Origin of the sequence: Bradyrhizobium diazoefficiens (genome assembly GCF_016612535.1) — a bacterium.
Classification (GTDB): Bacteria; Pseudomonadota; Alphaproteobacteria; order Rhizobiales; family Xanthobacteraceae; genus Bradyrhizobium; species Bradyrhizobium diazoefficiens_C.
The window spans coordinates 1,391,762-1,409,957 of the sequence record NZ_JAENXS010000001.1 but is presented as its reverse complement, the minus strand read 5'-3'; the positions used below and the strand labels follow the sequence as shown (position 1 = coordinate 1,409,957).

Sequence of the window (18,196 nt, the reverse complement as noted above, 5' to 3'; positions counted from 1 at the left end):
GTGATCGCCGGCGGCACGCTCGAAAATTTCGTAAGCGTCTGAAAAAAGAACGATAATCCTCTACCTGAGGATGATAGCGCTCCAACGAGAGAATGCAAATTCTGCGCCGAAGGTAACCTTACTCGACCGATCCGCGCCGTTTGGTCATGCTATCACCGTTTAGCCACAGTTGGCGATTTTCCAGTTCCCCCGGCTGCATTCCGTCGCGGGAGATGTCATAAATCATCCGTCCCGATGATCTGACGGGTCCAAGAAGAAGTTGCGCTGAACGCTCCATTTTTTCTTATCAAGTCAACGAGGGCGTCAGTTTTGTCGTTTCCACCCCTGTCATCGGCGGTTCCGGTCGAAGCGCTCATTGGCTGGATGTTGCTGCTCACCTTCAAGCACATCATCGCCGATTTCGTTTTGCAAACCGCCTGGATGGCGCAAGGCAAGGACCAGAAGCACGGCTGGGCTTTGCCGCTTCTGGTGCATTGCCTGATTCATCTTGCGGTTGCGCTGCCGCTGATCCTGATCGTGGCGCCGCGATTCTGGTTCGTGGCGCTGATCGATTTCGTCATCCACATCACGATTGATCGCGCCAAGGGACTCGTCTCGGCCAACTTCGGCGTCAACCAGGAGCACCCCTGGTTCTGGACCCTGATCGGCGTCGACCAGGCGCTGCACCACCTCACCGGCTTCGGCCTTTCCATCTTCATGGGGGCGAACTGAGGCTGGCTGTCTGCGTCTGCGGTCCTCGGCCCGCCGGGGCCGGCTGATTCGCGGATGGCGCGCAAGGACCCCGGGTGACTACCGCCCAGTGTGGTTAACCTTTCATTAGAGAATTGCGCTGCATCTTCCCCACACGAGGGAGAATTGCAATGTTTTCAAGCCGTGACGCTTTTGAAAGCGATTTCTGCCCGGTTCGCGACGAACTCCTTGGCGAAATGTATCGCGCCAGTGAGAGTGGCCTGCCGCGGTTGGTTGAGAGTGTTTCCCCTGACGCCCGCGCCATGCTGGCGCTGTTCTGCTATCGCCGCAGCCATTTGCATTCGCTGGCGGTTGCGATCGCGGCGAGCTGCAGCGAGCGCGATCTAATCGAGAACGGCGGCCGTGTCGGCTCGACGCTCTACGCGCTGTCGCGCGCGGGCTCGGCCAAATCGACGCCGTCGCACTCGAGCGGCCGCAAGCCGATCACACTGTCGACCAAGCCGCTCTCGGTGCTTGCACCGCTGGACGACGAGCTCGACGACGAAATCAGCGAAGCTGTCCCCGCCTAAACGGCGCCTATCAGCGGCAGCCCGAACTTCCGCCGCGCCATCGCGCATTCGGCGTCGCCCGGCATGCAGGTGCGGCACACCTCCGGTCGCACCGAATAGACGCCGCAGGCCGTTGCCTTCCCGATCTCGCCCTGCAAGGCCGAACAGCGATCGCCCTCGCAGCGCATGCCGGATTGGCGCGCGTTGACGAGAGTCTCCGGGATCGACGCAAGCTCCTCGTCGCTCTCGATCGAGAAGCGCGGCCAGTTTTGCGAATAACCGCAGCAGGCGCCGCAGCTCTGGCAACAGCTCGACAGATCAATCTCTTCCATCGTCGTCACGTGTCCTTCACGTATCCTTGGGCGGGCCCCAGACCAGGCTCTGCCGCCATCTCGCGCGCAGCACGTCGCGCCGCTCCGGATATCTTTCGTCGAGATACGTCGCATCCACCACCCTGTCGGTGCGGAAGCTGCGGAAGTCGCTGCGCAGCTCGCACCAAGCCGCGAGCAGGCGGACCGCTTCGAGATAGCCGACCGAGATCGGCCAGACCATGCGCTCGCTGGGGCGACCCTGCTCGTCGCGATAGCGCAGCATGATCTTCTTGCCTTCGTGGATCTGGGTGCGCGTGCGCGCCATGTCCAGGCGGTCCGGCTCCCGGTTCCAGCTTGGCCGCGCGCGGCTCGCCGGCTCCAGCACGAACGGGCGCAGGCGCTCGGGGACGGTGTCGGCGATCTTGGCCATCAAATCTTCGGCCGCGCGCGCCAGTGTGGAGTCGGCATGGCCTGCGACCCATTGCGCGCCCAGCACCGCCGCCTCGATTTCGTCGGGTGTCAGCATCAAGGGCGGCAGGTCGAAACCCTTCTCCAGGATGTAGCCCATGCCGGCTTCGCCGCGGATCGGCACGCGCTGGCCGATCAGCGTTGCGATGTCGCGGTAGATCGTGCGCTTCGAAGTTTCGAGCTCGGCCGCAATTGCATCCGCCGTCAGCGGTTTACGAGTGCGCCTCAGCACCTGGATGATCTGAAACAGCCGGTCGGCGCGTCTCATGACAGTTCTCTTATCGGTGGCGGGTCAGACAACGGCGCGTGGATGCTGACAGGATGTTGGCAGCAGGGAGGTTCTATACCGGGACAACACATCGACTGAAGAGGATTTGTCCATGATCATTCCGACCCATTTTGGTCCCGCGGGTCCGTTGTGGCGGGCCCAGACCTCGCTGCACACCCTGCTGTATGCTCGCGCCTTCAACCGTCTCGTGTCTTTCGATCTCACCGTCGTCGACCTCCGCATTGCGCTCGCGACCATGGTGACACGCTCGCTGGTCCAGGCCGCGGACGCGCTGGTCCGCCATGTCGTCCGTAGTTTCATGGGCCGCGCCTGGCGAGGGGCCCGTTTTGCACAACATATCACGGCTGCTGCCACCATGCTGGCAGCAGCCGACAGGTAGGTTCCGTCAACTCTTTCGGTCGTTCAGGAGAGCTTTCATGATCACGCTTTACGGCTTTGGCACGGGCTTTGGCCTGCCGGAAATCAGCCCCTTCGTCACCAAGACGGAGGTGCAGCTCAAGATGGCAGGACTGCCGTACCGGAAGGAGCGTGCGATGCCGCCGGCTTCTCCGAAGGGACAGTTGCCGTTCATCGACGACGGCGGCGAGGCGGTGGCCGATTCCACCTTCATCCGCGCCCATATCGAGCGCTGTTACGGGTTTGATTTCGACGCCGGCCTCAACCTTCAGGAGCGCGCACAGGCATGGGCGTTCGAGCGCATGATCGAGCATCACGTCTACTGGTCGCTGGTCGGTGCGCGCTGGGTTGATCCGGTCAATTTCGCCAAAGGCCCGGCGCATTTCTTCGACGGCGCGCCGGAGCACAATCGCGAGAAGCTGCGCGAGGACGCGCAATTTCGCGTCGCCGAGAACTATCTACTGTCAGGTCTTGGTCGCCATGGGCCCGATGACGACGTCGATCTCGCCGTGCGTTCGCTGTTCGCGCTGTCGGTGCAGCTCGGTGACAAGTCCTATCTGATGGGCGGCAAGCCCTGCGGTGTCGACGCGACCGCCTTCGGCGCGCTCGCCGGAATTTTGACGCCGTTCTTCGACTCCCGCTTGCGCGAGCGCGCCGAAGGATTTCCGAATCTCACCGCCTATGTCGATCGCATGATGGACGCGTATTATCCCGAATTCGCCTGGACGCCGCTGCGGCAGGCGGCCTGACGTCGCTCAAGTCGATCGCAAAACAAAAGAGCCGGCCCCACGGGCCGGCTCTCGTCATCTCAAGACTGACGCCGCGCTTACTTCACGAGCGTGTATTTGCCATCCTTGACCGTGAGCAGGATGCGCGAGCGGTCGTCGAGGCCGTAGCGATCCTTTTCGGTGAAATTGTAGACGCCCTGGCTCGCGGCGATTTCTCGCTCCGACAGCAAAGCCTGGCGGATCGCCTCGCGGAATTCCGGCGTGCCGGGTTTTGCTGTCTTCAGCGCCACCGGGATGACCCGCTTCAGAACCTCGAAGGCGTCGTAGGAGTGGCCGGCGAACTGGCTGCGGCTGTGCGGGCCGTACTTGGCCTCGTATGCCGTGTTGAGCGCAAGGCCCGGCTTCTTGGTCGCCGCCTCGTCCGGCTGATCCTCGGGGTCCATCACCGGGCCCGAGGCCATCAGGACGCCTTCCGCGGCCTTACCCGCGATGCGGATGAAGTCCATGCTTGCCGCGCCATGGGTCTGGTAGATCAGACCCTGATAGCCGCGCTCGCGCAACTCGGTCTGCGGCAATGCCGCCGCGGTGCCGGAGGCGCCGATCAGGATTGCATCGGGATTGGCGGCGACGAGCTTCAGCACCTGTCCGGTCACCGACGTGTCGGGACGCGCAAAGCGCTCCTCGTCGGCCAGGGTCATGCCCATCGGCACGCCCTGGGCCTTGAAGTCGTTGAACCAGAGGTCGCCGTAGCTATCGGAATAGCCGATATAGCCGACCGTCTTCACGTTGTGCGCCTTCATGTGCTGGTAGAGCACCTTGCCCATGATCGGGATCGGCTGCGGCATCGCCACCGACCACTTCATGCGTTCCGGGGTGATCGGGAATGGCGCGAGGCCGAAATGCGGAATGCCGGCTTCGTTGGCGACGTTCGAGACTGCAATGGTCGACGGTGTCAGGGCCGAGCCCATGATGATGTCGGCCTTGGATTCGGTGACGAAACGGCGGGCGTTGGTGGTGGCGGTGGTGGGATCGCCGCCGTCGTCAAGCACGATCACCTTCAGCGGCACGCCGCCGATCTCCTTCGGCACGAATTCCAGCGCGTTGCGCTCGGGAATGCCGAGAGCGGCGCCGGGGCCGGTCGTCGTGGTGGTGATGCCGATGGTAATTGCGTTGGTCTGGGCGAGCGCGGGCAGCGCCGGCAAGCTGAGTGTAGCCGCGGCGATGGCGGCGGTCAGGTAAAAGCGTTTCATTTGTTCCTCCCTTTACGTGTTTCTTTGAAAGCAGAAATCGGCGGTGAATTCAGCCCCGTCTTTTGGTGATGCGGCGATTTAGCTCCGGAATCTAATTGCCTACGAATTTCGCTACCATTTCCGGCGGAAACGGCGCGGATTTCAGCTTGTCGGGGTTAACGGGATCGCGGCCGACCAGGACGCGGGTCTCGAAACCTTCGATCGCCAGCGCCTCGCCCTTGTAGATGTTGTGCTTCACCTCGAAGCTCGAGCGCTTGATGCTCTCGATCTTCGTCTCGATGGTGACCCAGTCGCCATAGGTCGAGGGGATGTAGAACTTGGCCCGCGTATCGACCATGGGAATACCCACGAAGCCGTATTTGCGGACCAAATCCTGCTTGGAGAACCCGGCGACCTCGAACAGGGTCGACGTCGAATCGTCGAACATCGCGAAATAGCGCGGGTAGTAGACGATGTTGGCGGGGTCGCAATCACCCCACTGGATCTGGACGTCGCGCCGGTTCACGAACATGCGGTTCTCGTCTTACTTCGGCGCCATACGCAGCGAGCCGTCGAGGCGCACGACCTCGCCATTGAGATAGGAATTCTCGACCATGTGCAGGGCAAGTGCGGCGAACTCGTCGGCATGGCCGAGCCGGCGCGGGAAGGGGATCGCGGCGGCCAGCGAGTCCTGGGCTTCCTGCGGTAAATTGGCGAGCAGCGGGGTGAGGAATAGGCCGGGCGCTATGGTCAGCACGCGGACGCCGAACTGCGCCAGCTCGCGCGCGATCGGCAGCGTCATGCCGACGATGCCGCCCTTGGAAGCGGAATAGGCCGACTGTCCGATCTGGCCGTCGTAGGCGGCGACGGAGGCGGTGTTGATGATGACGCCGCGCTCGCCGGTCGCCTGCGGCTCGAGCTTCGACATCTCGGTGGCCGCGAGGCGCAGCATGTTGAACGTGCCGATCAAATTGACCTTGATGACCTTGTCGAAATCGGCAAGCGCCATCGGCCCGTCGCGACCGACGACGCGTTTTGCGACGCCGATGCCGGCGCAGTTGACCAGCACGCGCGCCGGACCATGGGCCTTGGTGGCCTGCGCAATCGCGGCCTCAGCCGAGGCGGCGTCGGAGACGTCGCAGGTCACGGCCACGCCCTTGATCTCGGCGGCGACGGTTTCCGCGAGCTTGGCGTTGAGATCGAACACCGCGACCTTGGCGCCCTGCGCCGCCAGCTTTCGCGCAGTGGCCGCGCCCAGTCCCGATGCGCCGCCGGTGACGATGGCTGGCTGATCTTTTAACAACATGGCGTTCTCCCTGATTTCTTAGCCGACCGTTATCACACGGTCCGATGGATTGGCAGCGTAGAGCTCCTCGATCAACGCGCCGCGATGCTCGAGCACAGCGCGCTGGTTGACCGAGCCCTTGTCGGTCACCTCGCCCTTGTCGATCGACAGCGGCGTATCCAGCAGGATCGCGCGGGTGATCCGCGTCGAGGATCCCGTCGCTGAAGAGAGGAACTGGGACAGGCGCACGCGGAAAGCTTCGCGCACCAGCCGGTCGCGGGCAGTGACGGTGAGATTGTCGGCGGGGAGCGTCGGGTTGATCAGCCGGCAGCCGTCGAGATCGAGCAGCACCAGCGCAGAGATCTCGTCGCGGTTGATGCCGGCGATGATGACGTCGCGCACCAGCGGCGCGCAGGCCGCAACAAAGCGCGCCCGCAAGGGACCAACGCTCACCCAGGTGCCGCTGCCGAGCTTGAAATCCTCGCCAATACGGCCGTCGAAATCGAAGCCGGCGTTGAGATCGTCGGGGTCGGTGGGCTTGAGCGCATCGCCGAGCTTGTAAAACCCTTCTTCGTCGAAGGATTTCGCGGTGATGTCGGGTTGACGCCAGTAGCCGGGCATCACGTTCGGCCCCTTGCAGCGCACTTCCATCTTGCCGTTGTTCGGCACCAGCTTGGCGTCGTTGCCTGACACCGGCAGTCCGACGTGGCCGGAGCGGCTGGTGCGCGGATTGACCGACATGAAGAATGGCGCTGTTTCGGTGGCGCCGAGGCCGGTCAGCATCGGCACGCGATAGCCTTTTTCTTTCACAGCGAGCTCGTCGAGGCTGTTCCAGACGAAGGGCGAGAGCGCCGCGCCCGAGAAGAACATCGCGTGCAGCCGGTCAAAGAACTTTGCGCGCAGGCCATGGTCGTCGCGCAAATAGGGCAGCAGCGATTCATAGCCCTTGGGCACGTTGAAATAGACCGTCGGCGAGATCTCCTGGAGATTGCGTACTGTCTCCTCGATCCCGCCCGGCATCGGCTTGCCGGCGTCGAGATACATCGAGCCGCCGTTATAGAGCGTCAGCCCGATATTGTGGTTGCCGCCAAAAGTGTGATTCCAGGGCAACCAGTCGATGATGACCGGCGGCTCGTCCTTGAGGAAGGCGAGCGTCTCGCGCAGCATTACCTGGTTGGCGCAGATCATGCGCTGGGTGTTGATGACGGCCTTGGGGTTGCCGGTCGAGCCCGACGTCAGCAGGAATTTTGCGATCGTGTCGGGACCGATCTTTTCGTGCACCGCGCCGAGATCGCCGCGGACCGGCGTTGCCATGAGGTCGGCGAGCAGGGTGACGTCGCGGCCCGGCACATGGCCGTAGGACGCGGCAATCTCGGTGCCGAGCGAGACATTGGCAGTGAGCGCGTCCGCGAACTTGTCGGCGTCCTCGGCGAACACCAGGCCTGGCGTCAGCAGCTTCATCAGATATGAGAGCTTGCTGTAATCCTTCGACACCAGCGAATAGGCCGGCGACACCGGACAGAACGGAACGCCGGCATAAAAGGCGCCGAACGCGAGCAATGCGTGGTCGATCGAATTGCCGGAGAGAATCACGACCGGCCGCTCCGCCGATAGGCCACGTTGGATCAGCGCGGACGCAATGTGCCGGCTTGCCGTGAGCAACTCGGCATAAGTGATCTTGCGCCAGCCGCGGCCGCCGTCGCGTTCCGCCATGAACACGCGGTCCGGCGTCGTCGTCGCCCAGTGTTGCAGGCGGTCGGTGATGCGGATGGGGTAATCGCCGAGCGGCTGCTTCGGCCGCAAATAAATCGTGCCGTCGTCGCGCCGTTCGATATTGATGGCGGGATCGCCGAATGAGATCGGCCGCAGCGGAGAAGTGCTCGCGCCGCGCTCTGTGCTGGAAGAGGACGGCTGGGCGCTCATGATTTCGGCTTCACCTTGGCGGTCTTGTGCTCGAGGAATTCGCGAATCCTGCGTTTTGCCTCTTTGTCGCTCTGCGCGACGGTAGCCATCAGCGATTCCATCAACAGGCCGGTCTGCGGATTGGCCTCCGCGATCATCGGCAGCGCCTGGAGCACGGCGAAATTCGTCAGCGGCGCGTTGGAGGCGACCTTGGCCGCAAGCTCCAGTGCCTTGGTGAGGCCGCTGCCGGCGTCCGTGACATATTGCGCAAAGCCGTACGAAGCGCCTTCGGTCGCGGAATAGACGCGGCCCGTCAGCATCATGTCCACCATCCGCGCCACGCCGATCAGCCGCGGCAGCCGCACCGAGCCGCCGCCGCCGACGAAGATGCCGCGCTGCCCCTCAGGCAGCGCGAAATAGGTCGAAGGCTCGGCCACGCGGATATGAGCGGAGCATGCAAGCTCCAGCCCGCCGCCGATCACCGCGCCCTTCAGCGCGGCGATGACGGGCACGCGGCTGTACTGGATGCGATCGAACACCCGGTGCCACATCTGCGAATGCAGCAGCCCGCCGGTTGCGTCATGGTCCTGGAGTTCGGAGAGATCGAGGCCGGAGGAGAAATGATCGCCGATGCCGTGGATCACGACCGCGCCGACATCCTCGGGCAGCGACGCAAAACACTCGCCGATTTCCAGGATGATGCCGTCGTTGAGCGCATTGCGCTTGGCCGGCCGGTTCAGACCCACGGTCAGAACCCGGTCCGCCCGCTCGATCCTCAACAGCCCAGAGGCGCCCGCGTCTGCGGTTTCGGCGTTTCCCTGTGTCATTTGCGTCCTTGTCAGAATAGTTATGTTGTATAACGAATTTTCGGGGAGTCAACAAGGAGGGCAATCTCTGCAATTGCCGTTGAGAAGGTTTCTCTGGACGGGACTGTTTCCAGGCAAATGAGCGCCGCGTGGCGCGCAATGCGCGGAAGCGCCTCAGGCGGCTTCGGTCATCAGTTTCTTCGCGGCCTGAGCAAGCAGGCCTGATCGCGTGTAGCCATGCGCCTCGGCATATTTGTCGATTTGCTCCAGGACATCGCCGGGCAAGGTGACGTTGACGCGCACGACCTTTGGCTGGTCGGCCTTGACCGACACCAGTATGGCGACGCCGGAGCGGTTCTCACGATCCGACATGATCTCTTCCAGCGAAGAAGGGTCTGGGATTGCTTCTCCGTCTTCCGCGATGCCTTCGAGGTGAAACGCCAGCGCTTCCTCAGCCATGTCCCGCGCTTCGTCGAGCGTGGTCCCTGCGGTCACGAGGCCTGGCAAATCGGGAAACGACACGCCGAAATCGCTGTGGGCATCCTTATGGATCAGACCAATGTAATGACGCATGGCGCTCACCTCAGCTTCAGGCCGGATTGGCGTTCAATACTCTTCAGGGTCCCGAGCGGGACGTCCCGCTTCGGATGGGGGACAGTAACGCGACCCTTTCTCGTCGGGTGCTTGAACTGGATGTGGCTGCCCTTCTGAGCCACTTGAAACCATCCGTCGCTTTGAAGGGCCGAGATAGTTTCTCGGCTATCCATGGTGTGTATTTATACACATTTATAGAGGCCCGTCAACAAAATGGGTCACATGACTTCATGCACGTCGATCACCACCCGGTCTGCATGTCGGGCCGCCGAGCCGACAAAGATGTGCTCCATCAACCAGCGATACTTCTCGTGCCCGGTCTCGAACCGCGGCACGGTGCGGAAGTAGATCAGCTTCGGATCGACCGGCTCACCGCGCTTGAGCTTTTGCAACAGCTCAACCGGGCCGAAGCGCATGCCCTTGTTCTCGACATAGACGACGGCACCATCGTCGGTCTCGAAGGCGTATTTGGCCTCGAGGTCGATCAGTTCGTTGGAGCGGATGGTCTGGAAGTCCGCCCCGAACGGCAGCACCTTGCCGGTGATCGCACCTTTCACCTCGCCGCCGATGATCGGGATGATGCGGCGGATGCCGATGCCGGTCTCGCCGGCGGTGACGACATTGCCGATTTTTGCCGTGATGGTGAAGACGTATCTGGTTTCGAGCGTCGGTGGGGTCATTGCCTGGCCTCTCAATGCGCCATCATCCTGGTCGGCAGCCACGTCGCCAGCAGCGGGAAGACGATCAGGATCACGAGCCGTACCAGATCCGTCGCAACGAACGGGATCACGCCCTTGAAGATGGTGGAGAACGACACATCCTTCACCACGCTCTTGATGACAAAGACGTTCATGCCGACCGGCGGATGAATCAGGCCGAGCTCGACCGTCATCACGATGATGACGCCGAACCAGATCGGATCGAAACCGAGATGCGTGATGACGGGGAAGATGATCGGCACGGTGAGGATGATCATCGCCATCGCGTCCATCAGGCAGCCGAGCACCAGATACATCAACATGATCAGCGCGAGCACGCCGTAGGGACCGAGGCCGAGGCCGGTGAGGAATTCCGTCACCTTCTGCGGGGTCTGCGTCACCGTGAGGAAATAGCCGAAGATCAGCGCACCGATCAGCACGGTGAACACTGCTGCCGCCGTGCGCGTCGCCTGGAGCAGTGAGGCCAGCACCTTCTCCCGGTCGAGCCGGCCGGTCAGCACGCCGATAATGAAGGCGCCGGTGGCGCCGACGCCGCCGGCTTCGGTCGGGGTGAAGCGCGGCAGGAAGGGCAGGCCGTAGAGGCCGCCGATGACGAACACGAACAGCAGCACCGGCGCCCAGATCTCCTTCAATCCGGCGAAGCGCTCGCGCCAGGGCAGCACCTTGCCCTTGGGCAGGAAGTCGGGACGGAAATATCCGATCAGGAAGATCGTGATCATGTACATGGTCATCGCCAGCAAGCCTGGAATGATGCCGGCGATGAAAAGCTTGCCGATGTCCTGCTCGGTGATGATGCCGTAGACCGCAAGCACGGTAGAGGGCGGCAGCATCGCGCCCAGCGTGCCGCCCGCCGCAATCACTCCGGTGGCGAAGGATTGCGGATAGCCGAAGCGGCGCATCTCGGGGTAGGCGACGGCGGAGAAGGTTGCGGCGGTTGCCACCGACGACCCGCAGATCGCGGCAAAACCGCCGCAGGCGCCGATGGTGGCAATGCCGAGGCCCCCGCGCAAGTGCCCGACAAAGCCGTTGGCGGCGCGGAACAACTCGCGGCTCATGCCGGAATTGCTGACGAAGGAGCCCATCAGCAGGAACATCGGGATGACGCCGAAGGTGTAGTCGGTGACCGTGCGCATCGAGGTCTGGCCGACCAGTTTCAGCGCCGGCGTCGCGCCGACGAGATAGGTGAAGCCGGACACACCGACGAGGCCCATGGCCATGCCGACCGGCACGCGCAGCAGCATCAATGCGAACAGGGAAACGAAGCCGAGGACGGCGACGGCATCGGTGCTCATGATTACTCCGTCGCCTTCAGCTTGGGGTCGTGCATCTCTTCGGGATGGAAGATCAGCCGGTAAGTGCGGATCGCGATCAGCAGCACGGCGGAGACATCGCCGATCCAGGCAATCGCGAAGAACGGCCAGGTCGGCATGTGCATGTCGAAGGTCTCAACGTTGTCATTGTAGGTGCCGCGGACCTTGTCGAACAGCGTCCAGGTCTGCACGCTGACGACGAACAGCAGCACCAGCGTCGCGAACACGTCGATCCAACGCTGATGGCGCGGGCCGACATTGCCCCAGACCAGGTCGACCGTGATGTGGGTGCCGCGATAGGAGGTCGCGGCGATGCCCCAGAAAATGAGGATACCGAGCAGCATGCGGCCGATGTCGAAGCTGTCGGGGATCGAATAGTTCAGCGTGTTGCGCAGCAGCACCGACAGGAAGATGTCGAGCGCGACGATGCCGACGAAGGCTGCCGCGATCCATTCGATCGAGTCGATGACGCGATCCATCCAGCGCTTCATGGGTGGAGGGTCCTCAAATTTGCAGGAAAGCGGCGGCGAGAGGATTCCCGCCGCCGCTTCTGTTTCAGTGAAAACTACTCCGCCAGCGCGTTGTACTTCTTCAGCGACGCCTTGAGGTCCGCAAGTGCGGCATCTGGATCGGCGCCGGCCTTCTTGGCGCCGTCGGCCCAGGTCCTGACCAGCGGCTCGGCGGCCTTCTTCCAGGCGGCGGTCTGGTCGGGGGTCAGCTTGTAGACCTCGTGACCTGCTTCCGCCTTCACCTTGTCGATGCCGGCGTCCTCGAACTTGCCCCAATGCTCGCCGACCACGCCGGCCATCTCGGTCGAGCAGTTCTTGTCGATCGCGGCCTTCTGCTTGTCGGACATCGCATTGTATTTGTCCTTGTTCATTACGAACACGAAGGTCGTGGTGTAGAGCGGCGCGTCCATGTCGTACTTGGTCACCTTGTCGATGCCGAACAGCACCAGCGAGCCCCACGGGAAAGTGACGGCGTCGGCGACGCCGCGCTCGATGATGTCGCGCACTTCGGGTGCAGACGACTGCACGTTGGTGCCGCCAAGCGAGGTGACGAAATTCGCCATGGTGGCGTGTGCGGGACGGATCTTCATCCCCTTCACGTCCTCCGGCATCACGATCTTCTTGGTGCGGGAGTGGAACGAGGAGGGCGAGTGGACGAAAGCGAGGCAGTATTTGACGTCCTTCATCTCCTTCTCGGCATATTTGCGATACCAGGCGTCCAGGCCCTCCGAACCGCCCTTGGCGTCCGAGATCAGGAACGGCAATTCGCCGGCACCGATGATCGGAAAGCGTCCGGGCTGGTAGCCGGGATTGACGTAGGTGACGTCGGCAATGCCGTCGCGCGCCATGTCGTAATGATCGAACGCCTTGCCGAGCTGCTGGGCCGGAAACACTTTACCAGTGATGGTGCCGCCAGAATCCTTGTTCACCGCGGCGACCCAGTCTTCCAAAGATTTCTGTAGCGGGTGGGACGCCGGCACCCAGTGCGAGACCTTCAGGTCGACGGTCTTGTCCTGCGCGAGTGCAGGCGTCACGCTTGCTGCCAGCAGCAAAGCCAGACAAGCTTTCCTCATCACGTGTCTCTCCCTCGTTGTGACGGCGGACTTCGATGGCCCGGTCTCGTTAATTAACATGTTATCTAATTGACCGGCGCGTTCAAGCCGGAACCGGCGCGACATCTATGTCAGCGATGTTGCATGGATTTGTCGCAGCTACCGGCGACGCGCACTCCCCTTTTGGCCCAACCGTTATATGATATAATTATCGTGCGCGGATCAACGCGACAAGCGAACTGCGACGAAACCCTACAGGATCGGGAGGAGCAAGTATTGCGGACAAAAGTCGCAATCATCGGGGCCGGCCCGGCGGGATTGTTGCTTGGTCAACTTCTGCACCAATACGGCATCGAGAATCTCATTCTTGAGCGGCAAAGCCCGGACTACGTGCTGGGCCGCATCCGCGCCGGCCTGCTGGAGGAGGGGACTGTCGGTCTGCTCGACCAGGTCGGCGCCGGCGTGCGGGCGCATGCGGAGGGGCTGGTGCATGAGGGCATCGAGCTCGCCTTTTCCGGCCGCCGTCATCGCATCGACATGAAGGGCGCGACCGGCAAGACGGTCATGATCTACGGCCAGACCGAGGTCACGCTCGACCTGATGAATGCGCGCAAGGCTGCCGGCCTCACGACAGTCTACGAGGCCAGGAATGTGCAGCCGCACGATTTCGACGGCAGTCACCCGCGCGTAACCTGGGCCACGGACGGCGTTACCCACACGCTCGATTGCGATTTCATCGCCGGCTGCGACGGTTTTCACGGCGTCAGCCGCGCCAGCGTCCCGGCCTCGGCGATCGAGGAGTTCGAGCGGGTCTATCCGTTCGGCTGGCTCGGCATCCTGTCCGAGACGCCGCCGGTCAGCCACGAGTTGATCTATTCCAACCATGCCCGCGGCTTCGCACTCTGCACCATGCGCTCGATGAAACGCAGCCGGCATTACCTGCAGTGCTCGCTCGACGACCATGTCGATCAATGGCCCGACGATCGCTTCTGGGACGAGCTCAAACGCCGGCTCGATCAGGAGGCGGCCGATAACCTGATCACCGGCCCCTCGATCGAGAAGAGCATCGCGCCCTTGCGCAGCTTCGTCGCCGAGCCGATGCGCTTCGGCAAGATGTTTTTGTGCGGCGATGCCGCGCACATCGTGCCGCCGACCGGCGCCAAGGGACTGAACCTCGCGGCTAGCGATGCGCATTATCTGTCGAGCGCCCTCCGCGAGTTCTACGACGAGAAATCCAGCGCCGGGATCGATGCCTATTCCGCCAAGGCGCTGGCGCGGGTCTGGAAGGCGGTGCGCTTCTCCTGGTGGATGACCTCGATGCTGCACAAATTCCCCGATACAGGCACCATCGGCGCACGCATCCAGCTCGCCGAGCTCGACTACGTCACGCAATCGCAGGCGGCGATGACCTCGCTGTCGGAGAATTATGTGGGACTGGCGTTCTGAGGACGGTGGCGTCGGTGCTGTAGGGTGGGTTAGCGCAGCGTAACCCACCATCTTTTGTTTCTGCGGTGACGGACAGCGGTGGGTTACGCCTTCGGCTAACCTACCCCATGGCCGTTGCGCTACTCGCGAGAGTGCCCGTTTCAAACATCCACGCAAATTCCGTTTAAAACTTTGTAGGCGGTGAAACTGCCATCCACATCGCGTTCAATGCTGACGACCCCTCAGTGACGCGAGAATGCCATGACCGACACCGACGTTCCCGAAGGCTTCCAGCCGCATCTGCGCGAGAGCCCGCTCACCGAGCCGTGGAAGCCGCTCTACGCGAAGAAAACCGACAAGGCCGTCATCATTGGCCTGCGGCTCGCAAGACCGCACACCAACGGCCGCGGCCTGATCCACGGAGGCCTGATCGCCGCGCTCGCCGACAATGCCATGGGCTATAGCTGCGCGCAGGCGACGAACTGGACCACATCGTTCGTGACGATCTCGCTTTCGGTGGATTTCGTCGGCTCCGCCGAAATTGGCCAGTGGCTCGCGGTCGAAAGCGACGTCATCAGGACGGGCAGCACGATCTGCTTCGCGCAGTGCCTGGCGATGGCCGACGATGCCGTCATCGCGCGGGCGAGCGGGACGTTCCGGGTGGTGCCGAAGAGAACGTAGTCTCTCGTGCCCGGGACGCGAGCGCTTACCCGAACCTCCAATCCGCCGTCTCCACCACGAGATCGATGAACGCGCGCACCTTGGCCGAGAGCAGGCGCGAGGTTGGATAGACGATGTGGATCGGCAGCGCCGGCTGCTCGTATTTCGCCAGCAGGATCTTCAGCCGCCCACGTTTCAAGCCATCGGCGGCTTGATAGGCCAGCACGCGCGTCACACCGCCGCCGGCCTCGGCATATTGCAGGGCAGCGTCGGCACTGTTGCTGGTGAAGCGTGGAGACGGTGTCACCTCGATATCGCGGCCATCCTGCGCGAAACGCCACGCCGGCGCGGGGCCGAACCGGATGGTCTGATGCGCGAGCAGCGCTTCCGGCGTCTTCGGCTCGCCGTGGCGCTTCAGATAGCCTGGCGTGGCCACCGTGATCCGCCGCATCTCGCCGACCTGGCGCGCGACCAGCGAGGAGTCGGCGAGATGGCCGATCCGTACTGCGGCGTCGACGGCGTCTTCCACGAGATTGACGAGGTTATCCGACAGCCTGAGTTCGCTGGCCACCTCTGGATACCGCTTGAGATAGGCGGTCATGACTGGGCCGACATGAAGCCGGCCGAAGCCGACCGGTGCCGATACCACGAGCCGTCCGCTCGGCCGGTTGCGCTCCTCCCGCGCCGAGCCGTCGGCCTCCTCGACGTCGGCCAGGATCCGCCGCGCGCGTTCCAGATAGCGCGTGCCGACGTCGGTCAATCTCACCTGCCGGGTGGTTCGCTGCAGCAGCCGCGCACCAAGATGCTCCTCAAGTGCCGCGATCAGCCTTGTCACGGCCGAGGGCGACAGCCTCAGTTTTCGAGCCGCCGGCGCAAAGCCGCGCAGATCGGCGACGGTGACGAAGACATGCATGGCTTCGAGGCGGTCCATGGCAACTATTGCATATAACGCAATGATGAAGTGTCAAGTGGACTGATTGTTTTGATAGCCGGAAGATCCACTTTAGTCCTCGAAAGACGCAGACATGCGCAGGAATTCTCAGGAGATGTTCCGATGACAGCAGCAGCACACGTTTATGCGAGCGATGTCGCCTTCACGCCGGCCGTCAAATCGATCCAGACCCGCAAAGGTTCGCGCGAGGGATATGCCTGCGCCGAGCAGCGCGGCTGGCGCACCGAGGTCGACGAGAGCCTGGCGACCTTCCTCTCCGATGCCAACAGCTTCTATTTCGCCACTGCCTCAGCGGACGGCCAGCCTTACATCCAGCATCGCGGCGGCCCGAAGGGTTTTCTGAAGGTGCTGGACAAGCAGACGCTCGCCTTTGCCGACTATGCCGGCAACCAGCAATACCTGACTCAGGGAAACCTCTCTGAGAACCCCAAGGCCTACATCTTCATGATGGACTACGCCCATCGCCGCCGGGTGAAGATCTGGGGCGAGGCGCGTGTGGTCGAGGACGACGATGCGCTGACGGACTCCCTGATGCCGAAAGGATATAGGGCACGGCCCGAGCAGGTGATCGTGTTCAAGATCGCGGCGTGGGACACCAACTGCCCGCAGCACATTCCGCAGAAGTTCGACGCCCCCGATGTGGCGGCGGCGTTAGCGGCGCGGGATCAACGGATTGCGGAGCTCGAGGCGCAGGTTGCGGCGCTGAAAGGGCAAGCGACGCGAGAGGAGGGCTAATCGTCCACGTCGTCCTGCGTGCGGCCGAACAGGTGCACGATGCCCGGGGTGGCGATCGTCACGAACACGAAGCGTGAGAGGTGGTGGGCGCCGACGAAGATCGGGTCGATATGCAGCGTGAGGGCCAGCGCCAGCATCGCGTCCATCGCGCCGGGCGCGAAGGCGACGACGACGTCGGAAAATTTCACCTGCGTGGTGAGCGCGGCGATGCCGACGAAGATCGCGGAAACGGCGATGGCGACCGCAAACGAGCCCAGCGCTGCGTTGATGTGGCCAGCCAGCGTCTTGATCCGCATCCGGGCGAAGCGGCTGCCGATCAGTGCGCCGATGCCGACCAGCGCGACGCCGCGCACCCAGTTCGGCAGGCCGCCCTCGACCCAGCCTGCGCCGTGCAGCACGCTGGAGCCGATCATCGCGCCGAACATCCAACTCGCCGGAAATTTGATCAGCCGCAGCAGGAGCGAAGCCGCCAGCGAAGCGGCAACCAGTTCGAGAAGATCGAGTGGCGAGGCAATCGCCGTCGTGAGCGACGGCGCGACGGAGGGCGCGACGCCCGCAATCGCCAGCACCATCGGCAGTGCCGCGGTGAGGATGATGACACGCATGGTCTGTACCACCGCGATGCCCGGCAGATCGGCGCCGCGCTCGACCGCCAGGATCGTGATCTGCGACAGCGCCCCCGGGCTGCCGGCGAGGAAGGCCGAGGTGCGGTCCCAGCCATGGGCGCGCTGGAGGTAATAGCTCGAGCCGAAAGTGGAGCAGAAGGTGGCGAGCGCTAATAGTCCGATGGTCAGCGGATAGGCACTGACCTGCTCAATCAAATGGCGCGACACGACGGAGCCCAGCGAAATGCCGAGCAGCACCAGCACTGTCTGGGTCAGGAGCGGCGGCACCGAAAGCTGGCGCCCGGCGATGGCGGCTATCCCGACCGCGATCATCGATCCCGAGATCAAGCCGCCCGGAAGGCCCGCAGCCAGGAACGTAAGGCCGCCGGCGGCGCCGATGACGAGCGTCTCCGCCGTGCGCAAGAGCTTGGCGCGGCTTGGCCATTCGAACGGCAGGGAGGCGGTGATTTGCTTCACACCACCTTATTGCAAATCGGCGAGAGGCGCACAATTGCGGCTACGTCATGCCGCAATGCGCGCGCCTCCCGTCAAAGGCGAGGGAAAGATTGTGACGGATTTACTTCTTGTCGGCGGCAGCCGGTGCAGCCATTCCGCCCTTGGCCGTCTTGATGCACTCGGAACGGAATTTCTTGCGCTCCTTGCCATGCAGGCCCTTGGCGTCCGCCTGCTTGGAGCATTCGAGCGACTCGGCCGAGTGCTCCTTCGGTGCCTTCTTGTCGGTGGTCGTGGTGGCATCGGTCTTCGCGGCCGGCGCCGCGGTCTGCGCGAAGGCGGTGCCGGTGGCGAACAGGGAGGCGATCGCAACGATGGCGAGGCGGGAGGCGAGGGTCATGATGTTGCTCTTCTTGCGAGAGTTGCGGAGGGCCGCGAACCTCGGCCTGCGTTGCTGAACGCGACATGAATAAACCTGAACATTGTGGTCACTATATTTTAGCGCCGAACGCCATCGCTTCCTTGTCGGA

Annotated in this window: 23 protein-coding genes; 7 read left to right on the top strand and 16 right to left on the bottom strand. The window is 63.1% G+C overall.

What is annotated here, in order from left to right:
• Positions 1–363: 363 nt before the first annotated feature.
• Both JJE66_RS06735 and JJE66_RS06730 read left to right on the top strand, forming a co-directional pair.
• A complete protein-coding gene (locus JJE66_RS06735) occupies positions 364–711 on the top strand; it encodes a DUF3307 domain-containing protein (protein WP_246756297.1) in 348 nt (115 codons plus the stop codon).
• 149 nt (positions 712–860) lie between these two features.
• Positions 861–1,259: a hypothetical protein gene (locus tag JJE66_RS06730; protein ID WP_200513307.1), complete on the top strand. Its 399-nt coding sequence runs from the start codon at positions 861–863 to the stop codon at positions 1,257–1,259.
• On the opposite strand, the gene JJE66_RS06725 is transcribed toward JJE66_RS06730, so the two are convergent.
• Complete coding sequence (locus JJE66_RS06725) at positions 1,256–1,570, bottom strand: YkgJ family cysteine cluster protein (protein WP_200513305.1); 315 nt, start codon at positions 1,568–1,570, stop codon at positions 1,256–1,258. The two genes, JJE66_RS06730 and JJE66_RS06725, sit on opposite strands and share 4 nt — an antisense overlap.
• Positions 1,571–1,586: 16 nt before the next feature.
• Positions 1,587–2,285 carry a YafY family protein gene (locus JJE66_RS06720; protein ID WP_200513303.1) on the bottom strand — a complete coding sequence of 233 codons (699 nt, stop codon included), beginning with the start codon at positions 2,283–2,285 and terminating at the stop codon, positions 1,587–1,589.
• A 112-nt stretch (positions 2,286–2,397) separates the two neighbouring features.
• Between JJE66_RS06720 and JJE66_RS06715 the strand changes: the two genes are divergently transcribed.
• A complete protein-coding gene (locus tag JJE66_RS06715) occupies positions 2,398–2,685 on the top strand; it encodes a hypothetical protein (RefSeq protein ID WP_200513302.1) in 288 nt (95 codons plus the stop codon).
• A gap of 37 nt (positions 2,686–2,722) precedes the next feature.
• Complete coding sequence (locus tag JJE66_RS06710; protein ID WP_200513300.1) at positions 2,723–3,451, top strand: glutathione S-transferase family protein; 729 nt, start codon at positions 2,723–2,725, stop codon at positions 3,449–3,451.
• A gap of 77 nt (positions 3,452–3,528) precedes the next feature.
• Here the strand turns inward: JJE66_RS06710 and JJE66_RS06705 are convergent, their stop codons facing one another.
• The 11 genes from JJE66_RS06705 to JJE66_RS06655 form a co-directional block, all read right to left on the bottom strand.
• Positions 3,529–4,680, bottom strand: a complete 1,152-nt coding sequence (locus JJE66_RS06705; RefSeq protein ID WP_200513298.1) for an ABC transporter substrate-binding protein — start codon at positions 4,678–4,680, stop codon at positions 3,529–3,531.
• 91 nt (positions 4,681–4,771) lie between these two features.
• On the bottom strand, positions 4,772–5,191 hold the full coding sequence (locus JJE66_RS06700; protein ID WP_200513296.1) for a thioesterase family protein: 420 nt from the start codon (positions 5,189–5,191) through the stop codon (positions 4,772–4,774).
• Positions 5,192–5,203: 12 nt separating this feature from the next.
• Complete coding sequence (locus tag JJE66_RS06695) at positions 5,204–5,965, bottom strand: SDR family NAD(P)-dependent oxidoreductase (RefSeq protein WP_200513294.1); 762 nt, start codon at positions 5,963–5,965, stop codon at positions 5,204–5,206.
• A gap of 18 nt (positions 5,966–5,983) precedes the next feature.
• On the bottom strand, positions 5,984–7,867 hold the full coding sequence (locus JJE66_RS06690; RefSeq protein WP_200513292.1) for a feruloyl-CoA synthase: 1,884 nt from the start codon (positions 7,865–7,867) through the stop codon (positions 5,984–5,986).
• Positions 7,864–8,673, bottom strand: coding sequence for a crotonase/enoyl-CoA hydratase family protein (locus JJE66_RS06685; protein WP_200513291.1), 810 nt, complete (start codon positions 8,671–8,673; stop codon positions 7,864–7,866). The genes JJE66_RS06690 and JJE66_RS06685 overlap by 4 nt, the downstream gene beginning before the upstream one ends.
• Positions 8,674–8,826: 153 nt before the next feature.
• Positions 8,827–9,225 (bottom strand): type II toxin-antitoxin system HicB family antitoxin, encoded by a 399-nt coding sequence (locus JJE66_RS06680; protein WP_200513289.1) that lies wholly within the window; start codon positions 9,223–9,225, stop codon positions 8,827–8,829.
• A gap of 5 nt (positions 9,226–9,230) precedes the next feature.
• Positions 9,231–9,419 (bottom strand): type II toxin-antitoxin system HicA family toxin, encoded by a 189-nt coding sequence (locus tag JJE66_RS06675; protein WP_200513287.1) that lies wholly within the window; start codon positions 9,417–9,419, stop codon positions 9,231–9,233.
• Between the two features lie 45 nt (positions 9,420–9,464).
• Entirely contained in the window at positions 9,465–9,926 is a 462-nt protein-coding gene (locus JJE66_RS06670; protein WP_200513286.1) for a DUF3237 domain-containing protein, read from the bottom strand.
• 11 nt (positions 9,927–9,937) lie between these two features.
• Positions 9,938–11,257, bottom strand: coding sequence for a TRAP transporter large permease (locus JJE66_RS06665; RefSeq protein ID WP_200513285.1), 1,320 nt, complete (start codon positions 11,255–11,257; stop codon positions 9,938–9,940).
• A gap of 2 nt (positions 11,258–11,259) precedes the next feature.
• Positions 11,260–11,766 carry a TRAP transporter small permease gene (locus tag JJE66_RS06660; RefSeq protein WP_200513284.1) on the bottom strand — a complete coding sequence of 169 codons (507 nt, stop codon included), beginning with the start codon at positions 11,764–11,766 and terminating at the stop codon, positions 11,260–11,262.
• Between the two features lie 74 nt (positions 11,767–11,840).
• Positions 11,841–12,857, bottom strand: coding sequence for a TRAP transporter substrate-binding protein (locus JJE66_RS06655; RefSeq protein ID WP_200515282.1), 1,017 nt, complete (start codon positions 12,855–12,857; stop codon positions 11,841–11,843).
• Between the two features lie 255 nt (positions 12,858–13,112).
• Between JJE66_RS06655 and pobA the strand changes: the two genes are divergently transcribed.
• A complete protein-coding gene (pobA, locus tag JJE66_RS06650) occupies positions 13,113–14,282 on the top strand; it encodes a 4-hydroxybenzoate 3-monooxygenase (protein ID WP_200513283.1) in 1,170 nt (389 codons plus the stop codon).
• Positions 14,283–14,522: 240 nt separating this feature from the next.
• The gene (locus JJE66_RS06645) at positions 14,523–14,942 is read left to right on the top strand and encodes a PaaI family thioesterase (RefSeq protein ID WP_200513282.1); all 420 of its coding nucleotides are present in this window, start codon (positions 14,523–14,525) and stop codon (positions 14,940–14,942) included.
• 25 nt (positions 14,943–14,967) lie between these two features.
• Here JJE66_RS06645 and JJE66_RS06640 read toward each other — a convergent pair whose 3' ends face one another.
• Positions 14,968–15,852, bottom strand: a complete 885-nt coding sequence (locus JJE66_RS06640) for a LysR family transcriptional regulator (RefSeq protein ID WP_200513281.1) — start codon at positions 15,850–15,852, stop codon at positions 14,968–14,970.
• Between the two features lie 123 nt (positions 15,853–15,975).
• Here JJE66_RS06640 and JJE66_RS06635 point away from each other — a divergent pair, with 123 nt between their 5' ends.
• Positions 15,976–16,608, top strand: coding sequence for a pyridoxamine 5'-phosphate oxidase family protein (locus JJE66_RS06635; RefSeq protein WP_200513280.1), 633 nt, complete (start codon positions 15,976–15,978; stop codon positions 16,606–16,608).
• Here JJE66_RS06635 and JJE66_RS06630 read toward each other — a convergent pair.
• Together JJE66_RS06630 and JJE66_RS06625 are read right to left on the bottom strand one after the other, a co-directional pair.
• Positions 16,605–17,690 carry an AbrB family transcriptional regulator gene (locus JJE66_RS06630; protein WP_200513279.1) on the bottom strand — a complete coding sequence of 362 codons (1,086 nt, stop codon included), beginning with the start codon at positions 17,688–17,690 and terminating at the stop codon, positions 16,605–16,607. The genes JJE66_RS06635 and JJE66_RS06630 overlap by 4 nt on opposite strands.
• Positions 17,691–17,790: 100 nt before the next feature.
• Positions 17,791–18,066: a PsiF family protein gene (locus tag JJE66_RS06625; protein WP_200513278.1), complete on the bottom strand. Its 276-nt coding sequence runs from the start codon at positions 18,064–18,066 to the stop codon at positions 17,791–17,793.
• Between the last annotated feature and the right edge of the window lie 130 nt (positions 18,067–18,196).

Excerpts from the sequence above, each read along its gene's own strand:
- JJE66_RS06725 (WP_200513305.1), bottom strand. The coding sequence starts at position 1,570 with ATGGAAGAGATTGATCTGTCGAGCTGTTGCCAGAGCTGCGGCGCCTGC.
- JJE66_RS06670 (WP_200513286.1), bottom strand. The coding sequence starts at position 9,926 with ATGACCCCACCGACGCTCGAAACCAGATACGTCTTCACCATCACGGCA.
- JJE66_RS06735 (WP_246756297.1), top strand. The coding sequence starts at position 364 with ATGTTGCTGCTCACCTTCAAGCACATCATCGCCGATTTCGTTTTGCAA.
- JJE66_RS06715 (WP_200513302.1), top strand. The coding sequence starts at position 2,398 with ATGATCATTCCGACCCATTTTGGTCCCGCGGGTCCGTTGTGGCGGGCC.
- JJE66_RS06675 (WP_200513287.1), bottom strand. The coding sequence starts at position 9,419 with ATGGATAGCCGAGAAACTATCTCGGCCCTTCAAAGCGACGGATGGTTT.
- JJE66_RS06690 (WP_200513292.1), bottom strand. The coding sequence starts at position 7,867 with ATGAGCGCCCAGCCGTCCTCTTCCAGCACAGAGCGCGGCGCGAGCACT.
- JJE66_RS06655 (WP_200515282.1), bottom strand. The coding sequence starts at position 12,857 with ATGAGGAAAGCTTGTCTGGCTTTGCTGCTGGCAGCAAGCGTGACGCCT.
- JJE66_RS06720 (WP_200513303.1), bottom strand. The coding sequence starts at position 2,285 with ATGAGACGCGCCGACCGGCTGTTTCAGATCATCCAGGTGCTGAGGCGC.
- JJE66_RS06635 (WP_200513280.1), top strand. The coding sequence starts at position 15,976 with ATGACAGCAGCAGCACACGTTTATGCGAGCGATGTCGCCTTCACGCCG.
- JJE66_RS06700 (WP_200513296.1), bottom strand. The coding sequence starts at position 5,191 with ATGTTCGTGAACCGGCGCGACGTCCAGATCCAGTGGGGTGATTGCGAC.
- JJE66_RS06640 (WP_200513281.1), bottom strand. The coding sequence starts at position 15,852 with ATGGACCGCCTCGAAGCCATGCATGTCTTCGTCACCGTCGCCGATCTG.
- JJE66_RS06665 (WP_200513285.1), bottom strand. The coding sequence starts at position 11,257 with ATGAGCACCGATGCCGTCGCCGTCCTCGGCTTCGTTTCCCTGTTCGCA.
- JJE66_RS06685 (WP_200513291.1), bottom strand. The coding sequence starts at position 8,673 with ATGACACAGGGAAACGCCGAAACCGCAGACGCGGGCGCCTCTGGGCTG.
- JJE66_RS06695 (WP_200513294.1), bottom strand. The coding sequence starts at position 5,965 with ATGTTGTTAAAAGATCAGCCAGCCATCGTCACCGGCGGCGCATCGGGA.
- JJE66_RS06625 (WP_200513278.1), bottom strand. The coding sequence starts at position 18,066 with ATGACCCTCGCCTCCCGCCTCGCCATCGTTGCGATCGCCTCCCTGTTC.
- JJE66_RS06730 (WP_200513307.1), top strand. The coding sequence starts at position 861 with ATGTTTTCAAGCCGTGACGCTTTTGAAAGCGATTTCTGCCCGGTTCGC.
- JJE66_RS06705 (WP_200513298.1), bottom strand. The coding sequence starts at position 4,680 with ATGAAACGCTTTTACCTGACCGCCGCCATCGCCGCGGCTACACTCAGC.
- JJE66_RS06710 (WP_200513300.1), top strand. The coding sequence starts at position 2,723 with ATGATCACGCTTTACGGCTTTGGCACGGGCTTTGGCCTGCCGGAAATC.
- JJE66_RS06660 (WP_200513284.1), bottom strand. The coding sequence starts at position 11,766 with ATGAAGCGCTGGATGGATCGCGTCATCGACTCGATCGAATGGATCGCG.
- JJE66_RS06645 (WP_200513282.1), top strand. The coding sequence starts at position 14,523 with ATGACCGACACCGACGTTCCCGAAGGCTTCCAGCCGCATCTGCGCGAG.
- JJE66_RS06680 (WP_200513289.1), bottom strand. The coding sequence starts at position 9,225 with ATGCGTCATTACATTGGTCTGATCCATAAGGATGCCCACAGCGATTTC.